The organism is Pseudarthrobacter sp. RHLT1-30-1 (genome assembly GCF_059383415.1).
Genome location: NZ_JBWZCG010000012.1, coordinates 1 through 15,910, shown reverse-complemented (window position 1 = coordinate 15,910; position 15,910 = coordinate 1). Strand labels below are relative to the sequence as shown.

The 15,910-nt window shown below is 65.7% G+C and carries 19 protein-coding genes and 1 riboswitch; of the genes, 7 read left to right on the top strand and 12 right to left on the bottom strand.

The window, feature by feature from the left end:
• Positions 1 to 232 precede the first annotated feature (232 nt).
• Positions 233 to 745 (top strand): hypothetical protein, encoded by a 513-nt coding sequence (locus AC50YM_RS10415; RefSeq protein WP_494956875.1) that lies wholly within the window; start codon positions 233 to 235, stop codon positions 743 to 745.
• Positions 746 to 1,015: 270 nt separating this feature from the next.
• Here the strand turns inward: AC50YM_RS10415 and AC50YM_RS10410 are convergent, their stop codons facing one another.
• The 5 genes from AC50YM_RS10410 to AC50YM_RS10390 form a co-directional block, all read right to left on the bottom strand.
• Positions 1,016 to 1,276, bottom strand: coding sequence for a hypothetical protein (locus AC50YM_RS10410; protein ID WP_494956874.1), 261 nt, complete (start codon positions 1,274 to 1,276; stop codon positions 1,016 to 1,018).
• Between the two features lie 436 nt (positions 1,277 to 1,712).
• A complete protein-coding gene (locus AC50YM_RS10405) occupies positions 1,713 to 1,916 on the bottom strand; it encodes a PLDc N-terminal domain-containing protein (RefSeq protein WP_494956873.1) in 204 nt (67 codons plus the stop codon).
• Between the two features lie 268 nt (positions 1,917 to 2,184).
• Entirely contained in the window at positions 2,185 to 3,891 is a 1,707-nt protein-coding gene (locus AC50YM_RS10400; protein ID WP_494956872.1) for a DUF5671 domain-containing protein, read from the bottom strand.
• Positions 3,891 to 4,487: an LpqB family beta-propeller domain-containing protein gene (locus AC50YM_RS10395; protein WP_494956871.1), complete on the bottom strand. Its 597-nt coding sequence runs from the start codon at positions 4,485 to 4,487 to the stop codon at positions 3,891 to 3,893. The genes AC50YM_RS10400 and AC50YM_RS10395 overlap by 1 nt, the downstream gene beginning before the upstream one ends.
• A gap of 42 nt (positions 4,488 to 4,529) precedes the next feature.
• Entirely contained in the window at positions 4,530 to 5,186 is a 657-nt protein-coding gene (locus AC50YM_RS10390) for a DedA family protein (protein WP_494956870.1), read from the bottom strand.
• Between the two features lie 134 nt (positions 5,187 to 5,320).
• On the opposite strand from AC50YM_RS10390, the gene AC50YM_RS10385 reads away from it, so the two are divergent.
• Complete coding sequence (locus tag AC50YM_RS10385) at positions 5,321 to 6,784, top strand: DUF5129 domain-containing protein (RefSeq protein WP_494956869.1); 1,464 nt, start codon at positions 5,321 to 5,323, stop codon at positions 6,782 to 6,784.
• Here AC50YM_RS10385 and AC50YM_RS10380 read toward each other — a convergent pair.
• Positions 6,781 to 6,981 (bottom strand): DUF1918 domain-containing protein, encoded by a 201-nt coding sequence (locus AC50YM_RS10380; RefSeq protein WP_494956868.1) that lies wholly within the window; start codon positions 6,979 to 6,981, stop codon positions 6,781 to 6,783. The two genes, AC50YM_RS10385 and AC50YM_RS10380, sit on opposite strands and share 4 nt — an antisense overlap.
• A gap of 56 nt (positions 6,982 to 7,037) precedes the next feature.
• The gene (locus tag AC50YM_RS10375) at positions 7,038 to 7,997 is read right to left on the bottom strand and encodes a serine hydrolase (protein WP_494956867.1); all 960 of its coding nucleotides are present in this window, start codon (positions 7,995 to 7,997) and stop codon (positions 7,038 to 7,040) included.
• A 410-nt stretch (positions 7,998 to 8,407) separates the two neighbouring features.
• Between AC50YM_RS10375 and AC50YM_RS10370 the strand changes: the two genes are divergently transcribed.
• Positions 8,408 to 8,995: a dihydrofolate reductase family protein gene (locus AC50YM_RS10370; protein ID WP_494956866.1), complete on the top strand. Its 588-nt coding sequence runs from the start codon at positions 8,408 to 8,410 to the stop codon at positions 8,993 to 8,995.
• Positions 8,996 to 9,063: 68 nt separating this feature from the next.
• Here AC50YM_RS10370 and AC50YM_RS10365 read toward each other — a convergent pair whose 3' ends face one another.
• Complete coding sequence (locus tag AC50YM_RS10365; RefSeq protein WP_494956865.1) at positions 9,064 to 9,813, bottom strand: hypothetical protein; 750 nt, start codon at positions 9,811 to 9,813, stop codon at positions 9,064 to 9,066.
• 4 nt (positions 9,814 to 9,817) lie between these two features.
• A riboswitch (cyclic di-AMP (ydaO/yuaA leader) is annotated at positions 9,818 to 9,987 on the bottom strand.
• Between the two features lie 201 nt (positions 9,988 to 10,188).
• On the opposite strand from AC50YM_RS10365, the gene AC50YM_RS10360 reads away from it, so the two are divergent.
• Positions 10,189 to 10,461: a hypothetical protein gene (locus AC50YM_RS10360; RefSeq protein WP_494956864.1), complete on the top strand. Its 273-nt coding sequence runs from the start codon at positions 10,189 to 10,191 to the stop codon at positions 10,459 to 10,461.
• 35 nt (positions 10,462 to 10,496) lie between these two features.
• Positions 10,497 to 11,486, top strand: coding sequence for a hypothetical protein (locus AC50YM_RS10355; RefSeq protein WP_494956863.1), 990 nt, complete (start codon positions 10,497 to 10,499; stop codon positions 11,484 to 11,486).
• 151 nt (positions 11,487 to 11,637) lie between these two features.
• Here AC50YM_RS10355 and AC50YM_RS10350 read toward each other — a convergent pair whose 3' ends face one another.
• The 4 genes from AC50YM_RS10350 to AC50YM_RS10335 all read right to left on the bottom strand — a co-directional run bounded on the left by AC50YM_RS10350 (position 11,638) and on the right by AC50YM_RS10335 (position 14,422).
• Positions 11,638 to 12,384, bottom strand: coding sequence for an alpha/beta fold hydrolase (locus AC50YM_RS10350; protein WP_494956862.1), 747 nt, complete (start codon positions 12,382 to 12,384; stop codon positions 11,638 to 11,640).
• A gap of 47 nt (positions 12,385 to 12,431) precedes the next feature.
• Complete coding sequence (locus tag AC50YM_RS10345; protein WP_494956861.1) at positions 12,432 to 13,085, bottom strand: DNA alkylation repair protein; 654 nt, start codon at positions 13,083 to 13,085, stop codon at positions 12,432 to 12,434.
• A 347-nt stretch (positions 13,086 to 13,432) separates the two neighbouring features.
• Positions 13,433 to 13,753: a GYD domain-containing protein gene (locus tag AC50YM_RS10340; RefSeq protein ID WP_494956860.1), complete on the bottom strand. Its 321-nt coding sequence runs from the start codon at positions 13,751 to 13,753 to the stop codon at positions 13,433 to 13,435.
• Positions 13,754 to 13,960: 207 nt separating this feature from the next.
• A complete protein-coding gene (locus AC50YM_RS10335) occupies positions 13,961 to 14,422 on the bottom strand; it encodes a universal stress protein (protein WP_494956859.1) in 462 nt (153 codons plus the stop codon).
• Between the two features lie 256 nt (positions 14,423 to 14,678).
• Here AC50YM_RS10335 and AC50YM_RS10330 point away from each other — a divergent pair, with 256 nt between their 5' ends.
• Positions 14,679 to 15,236, top strand: a complete 558-nt coding sequence (locus AC50YM_RS10330) for a hypothetical protein (RefSeq protein WP_494956858.1) — start codon at positions 14,679 to 14,681, stop codon at positions 15,234 to 15,236.
• A gap of 41 nt (positions 15,237 to 15,277) precedes the next feature.
• Positions 15,278 to 15,805 carry a hypothetical protein gene (locus tag AC50YM_RS10325; RefSeq protein ID WP_494956857.1) on the top strand — a complete coding sequence of 176 codons (528 nt, stop codon included), beginning with the start codon at positions 15,278 to 15,280 and terminating at the stop codon, positions 15,803 to 15,805.
• Positions 15,806 to 15,910: the final 105 nt, after the last annotated feature.

The window sequence follows — 15,910 nt, the reverse complement described above, 5'->3', positions numbered from 1 at the left end:
TATAGCTAAGGCATGGGGTTTAATCACGACGATCGTGTCCGATGAAGGATGGGTAAGAGGAACCTCGCTAGTTATTCGTCGGCGATCCCATTTCGAGGGTCTTGGGAGAACATGTCCCGTAGGGGGCCCGCCATTCCGGACATCTCATCGTCCAACCTCGGCGTGGCGGTTGTCCGTTACTGACCGGCAACTCTGAGCGCGGCCGTATCCTGTTGCTGTGGAACGAGTGCTTATGGACCAAGTTATCGACACTGACTACGGGCAGTTCGACCTCGTGTGGACTGAGAACGGCGGATTCGACGGAGACTTCGACCGCTTCTTCGCTGGTCAAGTCAACGGTTTGGCCGGCGCTTCCGACCCCGATGGGGTGTACATCAACCTTGCCCGCCGGTCAGGTGGGTCCCCCGTACGCATCGTTCTGATCGGCGCGCCACCCGCCGGCGATGACGCCGCTTGGGAGGACATCGTCGAGGTATCGTTCGTTCTCCCCGAAGGCCACGAAATGCGTTGGAAAACCTGGGCGGGCGAGAACGGCGGAATACTGGGCGGCCTCCCACCGGGCAGCTACAGGATGCGAGTGAGCGCCAGGGGACGAGATCAGGGGCAAGCAGGCGAGTTGTCCGAAGACCCGGTCGATGCCTATCTCCTCCAGATGTGGCCCGCACCTCCCCAGTCAGACGCCATTGTGCGCACTGGGAGCGAGGACGGTCGGTACTGGCACGCCGAGGTAGTTAATCGCCGGTAGCTGACCCCCACCCCAACGTTTCATGGATTAAGACGAGAAGGAATGGCGCCAATACGAATGACGGCCCCTTAGACGTTCCTCTAACGGACCGGCTACTGAGACAGGTCAAAAGATCCTTCGTTACGCTTTGTTCGAGCATCCTGGTTGGCGAGACCGAGGTCCCAGCGGCATCATCGTGATGCTCGCCGAGGAACTCAAGAAGAGTTGAGGGCCGGATCGGCGGAGTTCAGCGTGTTCTCTGCGGGTCCTTTTTGCATGTCCCTGGACCGGTCAGAGGTTGCTTTGCCACAAGTTCACAAGCCGAGACAGGCCCTTCCCCGCGGACGAGGTCTCAGCCAGTACTGCCGTGTCCGCGGGTGGAGCCTTCCAGAACTGCACCAGGTGCCGTTCCTTCGACGTGTCCACCACGGCGTCGTAATCCGCGTCCCTGCCTGCTGCGCAGAGCCGGGCCCGGTAATTGCCCGCCTCCGCCGCGGATATGAACCCGATCTCGTGCACGTCCGCCCCGGTTGGCTGATTGAAGTAAACCATGCCTTGACGCCGCCGGATGCCACCCAGGGTAGATCATTGCCGCCGGCCGTGCCAGAAACACTGGCGTATCGGGAGCACTGGGTCGTTGGTAGGAACGCCGCACATGTTTCTTGGGGTGGCCTGGTGCTGGTCAAGCCAAGGGTTGAGCTGGTGGACGTAGCCGAGCTGGTGGAGCTGGGCGTGGGTATGACAGTTCCCGGTTCGCCCGTTTTCGTGTCTCCGCAAGATGTCAACAGCATGCCGAGAAGTAGGAAGGGAACCGTGAATTGCCACAATCGATTACGCTTCATTGTGCTCCCCTGAAGGTGGACGTTGATGGGAGCCTATACGCAGACGGCCGAGTGTCCCGTAGAGGGTTCCCCTTGCAGAACTTTCCGAGCAGGATCTGCAACTGCGTGGCCCCCGGACTCACCGGCGATACATAGCAGGATGTCGATTACTTTGGGGAAAGGTCGCCGATTTCTTCTGGCCCGACCCAGAACCATGCAATTGCCCCGAGCACAGGCGCAACCAGGACGATGAGAATCCACACAGCCCGCGCCGTAGGGTCAATCGTCGGGTGCTCTGCAATCTGCATGAGGGCGGTAATAATCAGCGCCGTCAACGCGAGCCCCAGGACGCCTACCAAGAATGGCCACATGGGTACCTCGTCAAACCTAATCTCATGTCTCCCCCAAAAAGTTTTGCTACCGTCGGCCCCTCAGCGTTCATTCTCACCGTACTCGTCCGGACAGGGAGGCAAAAGGATTTCGGCCGCACCCCGGCCGGACTTCTCTGGCAACGGCGTCCCGTTCAAGGGGTTCCCCTTACGGACATGTCGTGGGCCGTGCAGACGAGTGTGGACATTCCGTGCAGGCGACTTCGGAAACTGACAGCGAGGGCAGGCCTGACCGGTACAGCGCAGATGCTCAACCCAGCAGCGGAATCACCTCGATCCTGCCGTCCGGGCCGACCGTCACGAGCACGCGCGCTCCGGTCACCCCCTCGAGTTTCCCCGCCAGTTGGCCGGCCAGCTGGCCGGCGTCGGCGGCGGGGCCCGCACCAGCGGCGGGGCCCGCACCTGCAGCGGGGCGCGCGCCGCCGTCGGCCCTGCGCCAGACCGTCACGCCGGCTCCAGTGACTTCGTCAATGACCCGGTGCAGCGGTGAAGGATCGGAGCCGGTCACCAGGATGACATGACCGATGGTCCGCCTCCGGGCAGGTGCGGCCGCCGCGAGGATGGCACGCTCGTGGCGCCAGACCGCAAAGTGGTAGCCCGCCACAAGGCCCGTGGCCACGAGCACCCCCAGCGGGGCACGGACCCTCTCCACCAGGCTCCCGCCCGAGCGGTCGTCCAGAAAGAACTCGAACATCCGGAACCCGATGACCAGCAGGGTGATGACGGCAGCCACGGCGCTGAGCCCGAACACCACAATCAGGTAGACCCGGCGGGCGCCCTGCCAGGTCCCGGACACAGCGGCCGGGCCGGGCTGAACCGCGGGTGAGCGGTCCAGCGGCTTCCACGCGAGCCACCAGACCGGGCCGCCGACCAGGAGCGAACTGATGCCGCCGAGCAGGAGCGTGCGTGTCCCGGATCCCACAAAGGGGGTGGCCGCCATGGCGAGGGTGGCGTTGACGATCACGCCAACCCCGGAGGCAGCTGCAACCAGCGCGACGCCGGACGTCACCAGCCGGCTGCCCTGCCGGACAGTTTCCGAGCTTCCGCGCGCCAGCCCCCGGTGGTAGACCCAGACGAGTGAGCCGATCGCGGCGGCGGCGATTGCCACGGCCAGCGGCTCCAGCAGCTGCGCCATCGGTTCGCCGCGGTCGAAGGCCAGCCGCAGCAGGACGAACACCGTAACGCCCGCACCGCCGAGGGTCAGCACCCCGGCGCCCAGGACTCCTACGGTGATCAGCCCGACGCTGGCGAGCCCGCCGCGCAGCAGCCGGCCGCCGTCGCGTTTCCAGTGCCACCACCAGACCAGCCCGCCGCCCGCCGCCCAGACGAGTGACTGCAGCGCCGAAACCCACCACGGCTTGCCCACTGTCCCGGCAGCCAATTCCCCCCGGAGTGCAACGTCGAGCAGGATGGACAGCGCGGTGATAGCACCGCTGACTCCCATCACCAGGCCGATGTAGCTGCCGAGAACTGTTGGGACCTCGGCCAGATCCAGGGGCCGCTTGCGGGGATGCCGCCCCATCCACCGGTGCCAGACCCACACGACAGCCCACACCAGCCCTGTGGCCAGCGAGGAGCGCCACTGCAACGACTGGCCGCCGATCAGCGTGTTCAGGGTGCTCAGCAGGTTGCTTACCGCCAGGATCAGGGAGAGCACGTAGGCACCGGTCAGGTACAGGCCCCAGCCCACCGACGCCCGTTCTGTTTCCTCACCCAGGCGCCGCCAGACCACCCACCAGAGCAGCGCAGCGAGCGGCCCGCCGATCAGCGCGAACGCCAGCGAGCGCGCCAGCCCGGCCACGTCCCCCGAGGCCAGTTCGGTGCCCGCCACCAGCAGTCGTTCCAGCAGCCCGCTCAGTCCGATGGCGGCCACGATAACGAGCGCGAAGAGCAACAGATAAGTGATCAGGCGGCGGACCGTCCGCTGCGCCGAACCCACGACGGAGTCGATACTCATCACTTCACCACCGTGGGCTGGCACACCGTCAGTTGCCAGGGGGCTCTTTCAATCAGCCACTTGTCCCCGGCCTTGACCAGATCAAAGGAATCCTCCATCTGATACTCGGAGCTTCCAAACGGCCCACCGTCCTGGGAGACGGTGATCAGCACCCTGACGTCCGCGGACGCCGCCCGCTCGGTCGTCGAGACGAGCGTGACGCGGAGGTTGTCCGTTCCCATCCCCGGCATCGCTTTGATGCAGCCTGCTGTGGCGGCATCCGAGAGGTAGGCCCTCGCAGCCGCCTCGTCGCCGGCAATCACGGCGGCAGAATACCGCTGGACTACCCCGGCGGGGGTGGCCTCATCCAACGGCGCTGGCTCGCCGCGGGTGAACACGACAATCAGGGCAACGATCACCAGGACCGCGATGGCGGCGAGGATGGCGAGCAGGGTTCGGTCCGGCCGACGCGGTGCGGATGTTTCAGCGGCTGGTTCAGCGTCCGACGCCGCGGACGGCCGGGTCGCGGACGGCTGGGTCGCGGGTGTCTCTGAAGCGGCCGGCCGTGGTTCGTTCGGCTGTGGTTCGTTCGGCGCGGGCTCTGACTCTGGACTCATGTCGTCAGTATGTGGCAGACCGGGGCCGCCGTCACGATGTCTTTAGACCTCATCCGCCCCTGACCTGCTGTTTCGCCGCCGTCGGACGCCTCTGATGATCAGCGAGGCCGCGACAACGGCCAGGGCGCCATAGACGGCGAAGTTGAGGAAGCGGGAGTATTCGTCGATCAGCCGGTACTGTGTCCCGAGCAGTGCGCCCAGGCTGATCAGCAGCCCGTTCCAGATGCCGCTGCCCGCCAGTGTGAATGCGCTGAACGTTCCCAGGTTCATCCTTTGGGCGCCGGCGGGTAACGAGATCAGGCTGCGCACGCCCGGCAGCAGCCTGCCGAAAAAGACAGCCGACCGGCCGTGGCGGCTGAACCAGCCGGCGGCCTTTTCAAAGTCTTCGCGGTCCATCAATGGAAGCCTAGACAGCCAGCGGATCGACCGCTCGAGGCCGAGCCGCGCCCCGAGCCAGTAGAGCAGCATCGCGCCAAGGTAGGCGCCCAGCGTGCTGGTGACCAGGACAAGGACCAGGTTCATGGTCCCCTGCCTCGTCAGGAAACCGGCTAGGGGAAGAATGACCTCGCTGGGTATGGGCGGGAACACCGTTTCCGCCAGGGTGAAGAGTCCCACGCCCCATTCGCCCAGGGCGTCGACGGCCCGCGCGGCAAAACCGGCCACACCGCTCATGTCGTCCACCGGGCTTGCGGCAGTCATGGCTGCCCGGGCCGTTGAGGATCCTCGGTCACTGTCGCTCCCCTTCCCCGTCGTTTGTGGCCAGCCTAACCGAAACAGGTGCGCGGATCGGTGCGCTCGCGCCGGCTCCGACCGGGAGGCATTAGGCTCAGGAAATGGGAATTGTGCGGAAAGTCGTAGGCCTCCTCGTCCTGATGTTGATCGGGCTGCTGGGTTCGGGGCCGGCAGCCGTTGCCGCCGCGCCGGTCGACATCGTGGTGGAGGACCGGGCCGGGGTGTTGGACCAAAAAACCCTTCGGCCGGCAGTGCAGTCGCTTGAGTTTTACCAGCCCACGAAGGTGGCTGTGTACACCTACAACGGCTCGGCCGCGGACAATCTGAACGAGGAGGTCCTCCGTTTCGCCCGGGCCGAGCATCCGGAGTGGATCAGCGGGGACGGGCAGAAGTGGGCGGACGGGCTGTTCATTTTCGCTCTGGACCCGCTGGGCCGGCACGTCGGGACGTATATGGGTGAGGACCGGAAGGTCTCGCTGGAACAGCGCGAGGACATCCAGAACGCCGCCAAGGAACTGCTGCGGGACGCCCAATGGACGGACGGCACCATCGCCGGGATCCAACGCGGCGCGGAACTGATCAACCAGCCCTGGTACCGGTCCGCGGCCTTCCTCGTCCCTGCCTTCAGCGCAGCGGGTGCCGCCATCGCAGGCGCCGCAGGCTGGCTGATCGTCCGCTGGCGGACCAGAGTCAGCAGCCGCAAGGAATTGGCCCGCGGCGACGTCAGCTACTCCAACGTGAGCATGGATCTCGAGGTCACCGAGCTCAACGCCAGCACCATCCCGGACGCCTCGCGCTATGGCAGTACCGTGCTGGAGAAGCACCGGACATTCCTGGCGAAGTACAACAAGGCCACGGCCCTCGCCAACCGGGTCCATGCCCTGTCGCCCAAGGAACTCAGCAAGCGGGTGAACATGAGGCTGATCAGGAGCTACGCGGAGGCCGCCACAGAGCTGGACGCCCTCGACGACGTCATTGCCGACACCAATGCCCTGCTCAACCGGGGCTCCGCCTGGGCTCCCGCCTGGGACCGGCAGCTGGCCCCGTTCCGGGCCGACCTGGCCGCGATCGAACAAATGCTCAGCAAGCGCAATGCCGAGGGGGACTCCGCGACCGCGGCGGCCCTGCGCTCCTTCCGGGACCAAAGCCATCGCGACATCGAACAGTGGACCACGGAACTCGCGGACGGCTCGATCACGCCGGAGACCGCCCTGGACCGGCTTCGGGATGCCCGAACCCAGCTGTCCGAGCTGCTCAAGAACCACGCCGATACGGTCATCGAGAGCTTCGCCAAAAACGAAAAGGAAGCCTCCTTGATGCGCCAGGAGATGGAAAGCGCGCAGGCCGGAAGCAAAGCCAAGTACGGGCGCACATACGAGCCCAGCATCCTGGGCACCGTCTACCCCGCGTACTACTTCTTCTCCGTGCCGACCTTCAACTCCGGCCTAAACAGCAGCGTCAGCAGCGTGAGCAGTGCCCGGGGAGGCGGCGGCGGTGGCGGCACCACCGGCTACGGCAGCAGCGGCGGCAGCTTCTCCGGCTCCGGCAGTTCGTCGAGCTTCTAGCGGGTCTCGGCGCTCTTGCTGTGTTCGACGACGAAATCGCCGCCGGGGAACAGAATTGTCTCGTGGCCGTCGTCGAACCTGACGTGATACGGCGGGGCGCCGTCGGCACCCTTGACCTCGAGGATTTCCCCGTGACGGTCCGATGACTCGACCGTGGTGCCACGGATAATGATGCGGTCTCCCTGGGTTGCTTTCATGGCCTACACCTCCGCTCACCAGCGTACGGTTTTGTGACCATTTGGGGAACGGCCGGCTAGAAGAGTCTGGCGGTGACGGTTTCGGTGAGCTGGTGGATGACGCGGGTTCGGGCCGCCATATCCGACGGTCCCACGCCCAGCGTGTAGACCACAAACACGTAGGCCCGGTCGCCCTGGACCAGGACGCTTGCGTCATGCAGGTAACCCTCGAGCAGCCCATATTTGTGGAAGACGCTGACCTCTGGGGGCGTGGCGGCCGGGATCAGCAGTTCGTAATTGGTCTGCTGCATATAGGACAGCAACTGGGCGGTGTTGGTGGCGTTGAGGAGCCGGCCGCTGTACAGCTCGGACAGGGTCCGCCCCATCTCGGCGGGAGTCAGGCCGTTCACCGTGCGGTCATAGGGGATGCCGAGGTCGGCGGCGTATTCGGTCAGGCCCTTCTGTCCGACGGCGGCAAGGATCAACGCCCACGACTCGTTGTTGCTCTGCTGGACCATCTGCCGGATCTGTTGGCCGGCGGTGGACGGCCCCATCCGGGACGTCAGCGAGGCCTTGCCGGTTTCCACCAGATGGTAGTAGGCGGCAGCGGCGAGAATCTTGCCCGTACTGGCGGCCACAAACTTCGTCTTCACCCCGTACTCGTGCACGTCCCCGTCGCGCATGTCGATCAGGGCCACGCCCAGCCGGTAGGCGCTGTTGGCCTTGATGACGCCGTCGATCTCCGCGTCGAGTAGCGCACTGATGGTCGGGTCGGACGGAGCGACGGCGGGTGTCGGGGCCGGCGGTGTGGCGGTGGCTACCGCGGAGGGTGTCGCGCCGGTGGCGGACAGCGGGTCGGCCGGTCCGGCATTCGCTGGCGCGGATGCCGACGTCGCCGGCGCAACACCGGCATCGCGTGGAACGCCGTCCCGGACGGTGGCGTAGACGCCCGCGGCCGAGACCAGGCCGAGGACTGTGACGAGCGCGATCAGGAACTTCGGTCTAATCCCGCCCGGAAAACCCGGCAGGCCCCGCAAGGGACTCCGGTTGAATTCAGCTGTATGACGGCCGCTGCTGTAGTGTCGGCCGGGACCCCAGGAATCCATCCGGCCTATTGCCGCAGCATCGACGGAAGCGCAACGTCGGCTGACGTCGCAGGCTGGTTCGCTGGCATGCTTGTCCTTCTTGACCTAGGGACCGCGCTTGATTCAGAACCGCGGCGCGGCTTCAGATTTCCTTATTCTGCCCCGGGCTCAGCCTAGCGCAAGCGGCCGCGCCCAAGTGATCCCGGATTTGCCTTCCGGCCCCCGGGGGCGGCGGGCCCGCGGGCCCCCAAAACCGCCAAAGCCGTTGTGCGGCGAGACGTACCGCCTGGCGTCGGGCGCCCTCCCACTGCCGCGGTCCGCGTCGTACGCTGGAACCCCGGCAGCCCGGCAAAGGAGCCCGCATGCGCAAGGTCATCTTTATGATGCAAGTATCCCTGGACGGCTATTTCGAAGGTCCGCAGCACGATCTGAGCTGGCACCGGGTCGATGACGAACTGCACACCCACTTCAACGATGAGCTGCGGACCATGGGCGCCTTCCTGGACGGCCGCGTCACCTATGAGCTGATGGCCGACTACTGGCCGACAGCGGACGAGGACCCTTCGAGCGCTCCTGCGGAGGTTGAGTTCGCGGGGATCTGGCGGGACAAGCCCAAGATCGTCTATTCCCGGACCCTGGCCACGGCGGACTGGAACACCGACGTGGTGCACGAGGTCGTCGCCGAGGACGTGGTGCGGCTCAAGGAACAGCCTGGCGGTGACCTCGCACTCGGTGGCGCCGAACTCGCAGCGGCTTTCAGGCGGCTAGGTCTGATCGACGAGTACCGGATCTATGTGCACCCGGTCCTCATCGGTCGGGGAAAGCCCCTTTTTCCGGAAACGGATGCGATGACGCCGCTCCGTCTGCTGGCGAGCCGTACGTTTGGCAACGGTGTGGTGCTGCTTCGCTACGCACTAGAGTCGGAGTCCGGCGACGCAGACGGCCGGTGATCCGCTGCCCCCAAGGCAACTGATCGACCGGCCGACTGTGCGCTGGGTGGTGCTAGGCGCTGGTGGTGCTAGCCTGCGCGGACGAACGTCACCGGGCCGGTGGCGGTCAGCCAGGAAAGCGGGTGCGTCATGGTGGCGTTGACGCCGTTCATGCCGCCGCTGATGGCCTGGCCGTTGCCGGCGTAGATGGCAACGTGGCCGGACTGGACGATGATGTCGCCGGGCTGGGGCGTGGCGACGACCGAGCCGTATTTCAGGAAAGCCTGCGGGCCGATGTCACCGACCGGGATGCCGGCCGCGTTCAGGGCCTTCTCGACCATCGCGGTGCAGTCCTGCGTGATGCCGATCTGGCCGTAGGCCACGGCCAGCAGCGTGGCGTTGACTCCACCGGCTGCCGGAGCCGCGGCGGGGGCCGGGGCTGCCTGGACCTTGACGGTTGCTTTAGCGGCCGCGGGGGCCACAGCTGCTGCCGGTGCCTTCGGAGCGGCAACAGCAGCTGCCGCCTTCGGAGCGGCTACGGGCTTGGGTGCCTCCACCACGGGAGCAGGCGACGTCTCAACGGCCGGGCGTTCGAACGTGATCTGGACGGCCGAGTCGGCCAGCACCGGCGCGGAGACCTGGCCCTGCACGTCAACGGACGTTGCGGGTGCAGAGTCGCGCTGGGCCGGCGCCTCGGCGGCGTTGGCGGCCATGGCGCCGCTAAGCACCATTCCGGAAGCGGCGACGAGGACTGCGGCCTGGCGGCCGACGGTGCCGGCGGTGCGGCGGTTGTTGCGTAGGGCGGCGTGTTTGGGCGCACGGGTATTGCTAAAAGTCATTGAAAAAGCCTCTCCCAATGCCTGCGAGGTGAGCTGTCGGATTCGGATGGGAGGCACCCGGCCGCACGCGGGCCCGACATAGCGGGCCGTGCGGCTTCACCCCAAGACCCCTGGAGAACAGCGGGTCAAAATTGGTTTCCCCGTCTCTGCCGGACGTTGCTGCGAGTTATCCCCACGCCGCGGCAGAGTTAGGCAATCGGCAGGGGAGAACCTGTCTCGGAAACAACAGGCACCCATCAACGGTAACGGAATGATTACGACAAGTCACATCGAGGTATCACATGCGGGCGCTGGCGGGCCAGGAATGCCCTTCGTCGACGGGTCCCCAGGCATAGGATGATGCCATCACCGTTCCGCCGAAACGGAGGCCAGACAATGAACAGCCCCGACGTGCCCAGGCACTGTGTTGCCATCTGCCAGCTGAGCATTCAGCCGCCGGAGGACTTCAACGTCAATACCGAACTGCTGGTGCTCGACACCGGGGAAGTTCACGTGTCCACGTGGGACGCCGAACCCCGCGACGGCGGCTTCGACGTCCATGTCCTGAACGACCGGGTGGATGCCCTGGGCTTTATGGTCGTCACCGGTTGGGAGTTCTTCGATGAAAGGGCCTACGCCGTGGTGGAGCCCCGCCCCGGCAAGCGATGATCGATCGCTGGTCCGCGGGTTTCGCAGCGGCAGCCGTGACCGCGTTCAGTGTTTCCACCGCGCTCTTGTTGACCAACGCGATGATGCTCCCCGGAGCCGGCCTGGTTCGGCTCTTGTTGGCCGTCTTCATCGGCCCGCTGGCTGCAGCCCTCTCCGCCGTCGTGCTCCTGCATCGAGCGGGGCGGCTCTCCGCCCCGGCGGCATCGTTCACTGCGGCTAGTGCCTTCCTGGCGTGTGGTTTGGCGGCACTGACGGCAAAGAGTTGGTCGGTCGGTTTCGACGAAGCTGATGCGGGTCTGGGCCGCAGCTGGTTTGGTTCGTCGACCCTGCTGTTCCTGATTCTCGCGTGGATTGCTGGCACGATCTGTCTTGTGGCACCGGTCGGCTCGGCGCTGAGCAGGCGGCGCTCCCTGCCCATCCGCCTCGTGCAAAGTACAGTCCTGGCAGCGCCTTTTGCGCTTCTCCTCGGCGCACTAACGCTGATGGCTCCCCTGGCCAGCGCACTGGGCGCCGTCGTGCTGCTTGTCATCGCTCTGCGATGGGACAGTGCGAAGCCTCCCGCAGCACGGCGCGACGCCGTCCGGGCAGCAGTGCGACCGTCCCCGCTGATGCCGGTGGCGGCTTGGACTCGGCGGAGGGACGCTGCAGCATGCGCGGCCGCGCTGGTGACGCTGGTTGCGGGCCTGGGCTGCGCTGTGTTTGCCTTCTCCGGGCGTAGCTGGGCGCCGATGGTTAGCGATTCCACCCACGCCATGAACCTCGGTCTGGCCGCCGGCGCGCTGGCGGCCATTCCTGCGACCCTCGCGGCCGGGATTGTGCTCGCCCCGCGTTTCGGCGGCATCATGCGGTGGTCGGTAGTGCTGTGTTGCGCGAGTCTTGTCGTGGAGGCGGCCGCTCAATTTCTTGGGGCCGGGCATCCCACACAGTGGCCGCTCATCCTTGCTGCAGCAACCCTGATGGGCTTCGCGGTCTCGCTGCCTTTCGGACGGCTCATTCCCGGGGGGCCTTGCTCCGCGTCGGCGTGACAGCGCTGTTCGGTCTCGCCGGTTCAATTGTCGGACTCCAGCTGGTGACGATGGCCGCTTTCATTGCACCACCGGCCGCGGCCGCGCTCTTCGTCTCGTCTTGGAAGCGCTTGTCAGGGGCAGGGCTGCGGCCGGCGTTATGACGGCAATACTAGGCCGGCCGGGCGGAGTCCAGCCAGTCGTGAAGGGCGGCGTTGAACCGCCCGGGTTGAGTGAAAGGCATTCCATGCCCTACACGCTGGTGGATCTCGAAGCTGCAGTTCCGGAATTTCGATTGGTAGTGTTCCATGACGCGTAAGAGTCTGTGTTCCTCCTTGTCCCCCGCCATGAGGAGGACCGGCCGGGAGGATCCCAGGACCTCAGGAGGAACGGCGAACGAGAAATTTGCCAGGATTAAGCGCCTGAGCGTTCCGGCGGACACGGCCCGGGACAGGGCGAAGTAGTCCTCGAACATCGATGAGGGGATGCCGAGTTGCGCCGCCTGGGCGTGAGCGAAGCGACGGTTCCTCGACAGCGGTGCGGACCCCGCGGCGAGCAGGCTGAGCGCCGTCGCTCCGCGCCACGGGCTCAAAAGAGAGCTGACCACCACGAGGCGCTCGACATGGCCGGGGTAGGACGCCGCCAGTTGAATCGCCGTTTGACCGCCGAGGGAATGTCCAATGACGGTGACGGGCCCGGGTTGTTCCAGAAGGCCGGTCTCCTCTGCGACTGCGGCTGCCGCCTGAACATGGGTGGAAAACCTGCCTTGGCGCTGCGGATGATGCCCCGGAAGGGTAGGGGTCAGGACGGTGAAATAACGAGCGAAGTAGGCAATTTGCTCCGCCCACATCCAGGGTCCTACGCCGCCGCCGTGAATGAACACGAGCGTGGCACTTTTCCCGTCGGACGCTGCCTTCATAACGCCAGTCTTCCAGAACGGGACGATCACGATTCCTCCCCGGGCGGTCAGAATTCCAATTCCGGCCGGTGCCTGGCCAGCTCGGTGAGCACCCGGGAGACCGCTTCGGCGGCAACCTCGCCGCCGTCGCCCGCCGGCGCTTCCGTTTGGGGCGACTCCCTCAGCACGAGACGGGCATGGCGCACGAACCGGGGCCAGTCCCCGGCGCCGGTACGGAGCTCGCGGAGCGGGGAAAGCAGGGCAGCCCGGCGCAGCCAGTTGTCGGGATCCCGGATCCACCGGTCCAGGACACTGTCGGCACGCACCCGGGCCACGACGTCGAGCCGGGCAATCAGCGGGCCGATGACGTCGACGGCGAGCGGATCGACCAGCACGCCCACCCGTGCGCTCCGCACGAAGCCTTCGATCCGGGTGAGGTCCGTGTTGGTGAGCAGCCCGACGCTCGACTGCAGGAGCACGACGGCGGCGAGGCGGCGTTCGAAGACGGGCACCTCCCACAACTCGGAGCTCAGCGCTGTGACGTCATCGTGCGTCAGTTCCGGGTGCCGGCGGAGGGCGTCCCGGATCGTTCCCCGCACGGCACCGACAGACGCTCCGTAGTAGCGGTGATCGCTGCCGTGCCGTGCTTCGGATTCCTCGGCGCGGCTCCAGGACGACTCCCGATGGAGTGCCTCGTCAATGAATTCTCCGGCAACGCTCATGGGGTCATTCTTTCGCATGGCCGGGACCGGTATTTGTCGCAGGTGCCCGATAGCCTGTTTTTGTGGACGGCAATCAGGGGCCCGACGTGGCTCCGGCAGCAGCTGGCAGGGGCGTGGTCACCGAGGTGGCCCGTTCCCTGGCCGCTCCACCGCACCACCCCTGCCCGGAACGACGTCCGGAAAGATTCCCGGAACAAGGGGTGCCGACAAGCCCCCGGACCGGCGCACACAGATCCTCAGTCGCGAGCGTCGGGAGCTCCTTCATCACCTGAAGCTGCTCCACCACTCGCGCTCCAGGAGACCGTTGGCAGCCTAAACAGGCGGAGTGGCCGGCAGCTGTTCGCGCTTTACTGACCTGGTGCCCGGTAGGACGGTGTCTTCTTGGCTGCTTCGTCAAGTTCTTCTGGAGCCATAAGCGGTTTCAGGCGCACGTTCACGGAGCCAGTGGAATTGATCATGAGGGAAAGCGCCGCCGCGTCGGCCGGCCCCGGTACCTCGAAGACCCCCAGCACGTCGGTCTCGCCAAAAGCGTAGTAGAAGCACTCGAGTGAGCCGCCCACAGACTTGAGGGCTTCGACCAGCGCGTCACGGCGCTTCGTGCCCCCTTCGCGCATGAGGCCCTTAATGCCTTCTCCGACGTAGTTCGCTTCGAACAGATATTTGGCCATGGTCTTCCCGTCCTGTGATGTCCAGGACTCGGGCACACAACGGTGTCTTCGAAACCCTTAGGGGCACGTCCCGGAGTTGGTCCCCAGAGTGGGGCTGTGGGCACATCGTAGGCGTTCCGCAACACGCTGACAACGGCTGCTGCAGAGCCGGATGCCGAACTGGGATTGCGCTGGCGCACCCACCCCGAGCGGCCCTGGGCGAAACGCCTAAGCGTCCCTGGGCGGGACGACCACAACCGGGCACGCGGCATGGCCGCTGACCTGGGCGGAGACCGAACCCAGGTGGAGGCCGGGGAATCCCCCGTGTCCGCGGGAGCCAACGACTACAAGATCCGCACCCGTGGCGGCGTCGAGCACTGCAGACGCCGCCGAATCACTTTGCACCACCCGGCCAGTGGCCGCCACCCCCTCATCCGCGATGATCGCCAGAGCGGCAGCCTGTGTCTTCTCTGCCACTTGTTGGGGCGAATCCTCTCGCACGGTCTTTTCGCCGACTGCAGTTTCCAGCATTGCCGGATACCACGCGAGCGGCGGCTTGCTCCAGGACGTTATGAGACGAATCTGGCCGTCCCGCAGTTTGGCCTCGTCCACAGCCCATTTCAGGGCATGCTGAGCATTTTCGGAACCGTCAAAACCCACCACAATCACGAACGATCCTGAACCGGTCATTGTCTTTCCATTCCCTAGCTTCAGCGGGGCCGCCTGGATTCTTCAGTGTCTGTGCCCGTGAAAGTGAGTGTCAAGGACCGTCCGGCCTACCCGGCACTCCCAATCCCGGGAGAAGACGACAGCCAGACCCTATGACAAGGCGCCGCCAGCCACTATTCTCTTGCCATGAGAGATGGGGGCGCATTTCGGCGAGTGAGCCGCAGCAGCCGGGCCTGGACCGTCCGCGCTGGGCAGCGCCACCGTGTGCGGCTGCCCCATGAATGACTCCGGCGCACCGGCAGGAGACAACTACGACGCGTTCCTTGCGAGGCTGGACGCTGCAACAACGATCCTGAGCACGCGGGCGGCGTCGCTGGACCGGGCGGTGGCAGCCGTCGCGTTGCTGTTAGGACCGTACGAATCCGCAGTACGGAAATGGGAACGACGGCGGCATTACGTCAGCGGGCAGCTCGCCCGGCACTCCGCGGCGGCGCAGTCGTACACCGCGCTGAGCGACCTCCACGACGTGGCAGCCAAGATGGAATCGATGCTCCGCGGCCGCGTGCAGCGCGTGACGGAAAAGTTGTCGGTCATGCAGGGCCGTCGGGAGGCGATCGACAACTCCCTGCTGGAGCTTGAGCTGAGCAAGGTCAAACTCAATGCGTCCCGGCTGCTGGCACAGGACCGCGAAAAGTTAAGCGGCATCTTTGCTGCCTTCAACGGCTCCACCGCTACCATCTCGGCACTGCCGGACCTGGGTCTGCTGAACGATCTCAAGGACGCGCGCGAGGCAGTCATCCTGGCCGAAGCGCTGATCGAAGTGAAGGGGTACTGACTATGGAAAGTTCACCGCACGCCCAGCCCCGTAGGAACTCTGTGGCCCTCGTTCGTTGGACAAAGCGGCCAGGCGAGAATCCGGGGATCAAGTTCTGTATCCTGAGCGCCTTCGGGTTGGTCCTGTGCCTGTTCCTCATGATCTTTATGCCCGGCCTCAGGAGCGTCGGCGCCGCCGCCTTGTTCACGGTCTCCTTCGCGGCGCTGCTCACGATCCCCACTGTCACCGGCCAGCGGACCTTCATGCGGGGGCTGACCCAGCGGGTCAACGACACCATCGCAGAGGTGACGGACACGCCAGGCGATCCATTGTCGGTCCGGGACTTCCAGCGCCTGATCAAGAGCGGTGAACGGCTGCCGCTCCTGGTCGGCGGGGTGCCCGGGCTGAACCTTCAGGTGGAGCGGCTTGCCGTGGCTGACGGAAAAGCCCCACAGAAATGGTTGGCCGTCTTCACAGTGGTCCCGCCCGAGAACGGGGCCGCAAGTTTCGATCGGCTGGTTGCTGCAGCCATCGACGCCGGGCCCGGCTCCGGCTCCCCCGACACCGGTCCCGGCTCCATTTCCTCCTAGTGTAGCGTGTCGTTGATTCCTTTGGGTCTGATTGTTTGTCAGACTTGATTCATGGTTTATCTGGCGAAGGCATTGGAGTTGCGTGACGGGGACAGAGGCGCCCTG

Excerpts from the sequence above, each read along its gene's own strand:
- AC50YM_RS10415 (WP_494956875.1), top strand. The coding sequence starts at position 233 with ATGGACCAAGTTATCGACACTGACTACGGGCAGTTCGACCTCGTGTGG.
- AC50YM_RS10410 (WP_494956874.1), bottom strand. The coding sequence starts at position 1,276 with ATGGTTTACTTCAATCAGCCAACCGGGGCGGACGTGCACGAGATCGGG.
- AC50YM_RS10405 (WP_494956873.1), bottom strand. The coding sequence starts at position 1,916 with ATGTGGCCATTCTTGGTAGGCGTCCTGGGGCTCGCGTTGACGGCGCTG.
- AC50YM_RS10400 (WP_494956872.1), bottom strand. The coding sequence starts at position 3,891 with ATGAGTATCGACTCCGTCGTGGGTTCGGCGCAGCGGACGGTCCGCCGC.
- AC50YM_RS10395 (WP_494956871.1), bottom strand. The coding sequence starts at position 4,487 with ATGAGTCCAGAGTCAGAGCCCGCGCCGAACGAACCACAGCCGAACGAA.
- AC50YM_RS10390 (WP_494956870.1), bottom strand. The coding sequence starts at position 5,186 with ATGACTGCCGCAAGCCCGGTGGACGACATGAGCGGTGTGGCCGGTTTT.
- AC50YM_RS10385 (WP_494956869.1), top strand. The coding sequence starts at position 5,321 with ATGGGAATTGTGCGGAAAGTCGTAGGCCTCCTCGTCCTGATGTTGATC.
- AC50YM_RS10380 (WP_494956868.1), bottom strand. The coding sequence starts at position 6,981 with ATGAAAGCAACCCAGGGAGACCGCATCATTATCCGTGGCACCACGGTC.
- AC50YM_RS10370 (WP_494956866.1), top strand. The coding sequence starts at position 8,408 with ATGCGCAAGGTCATCTTTATGATGCAAGTATCCCTGGACGGCTATTTC.
- AC50YM_RS10365 (WP_494956865.1), bottom strand. The coding sequence starts at position 9,813 with ATGACTTTTAGCAATACCCGTGCGCCCAAACACGCCGCCCTACGCAAC.
- AC50YM_RS10360 (WP_494956864.1), top strand. The coding sequence starts at position 10,189 with ATGAACAGCCCCGACGTGCCCAGGCACTGTGTTGCCATCTGCCAGCTG.
- AC50YM_RS10350 (WP_494956862.1), bottom strand. The coding sequence starts at position 12,384 with ATGAAGGCAGCGTCCGACGGGAAAAGTGCCACGCTCGTGTTCATTCAC.
- AC50YM_RS10345 (WP_494956861.1), bottom strand. The coding sequence starts at position 13,085 with ATGAGCGTTGCCGGAGAATTCATTGACGAGGCACTCCATCGGGAGTCG.
- AC50YM_RS10340 (WP_494956860.1), bottom strand. The coding sequence starts at position 13,753 with ATGGCCAAATATCTGTTCGAAGCGAACTACGTCGGAGAAGGCATTAAG.
- AC50YM_RS10335 (WP_494956859.1), bottom strand. The coding sequence starts at position 14,422 with ATGACCGGTTCAGGATCGTTCGTGATTGTGGTGGGTTTTGACGGTTCC.
- AC50YM_RS10330 (WP_494956858.1), top strand. The coding sequence starts at position 14,679 with ATGAATGACTCCGGCGCACCGGCAGGAGACAACTACGACGCGTTCCTT.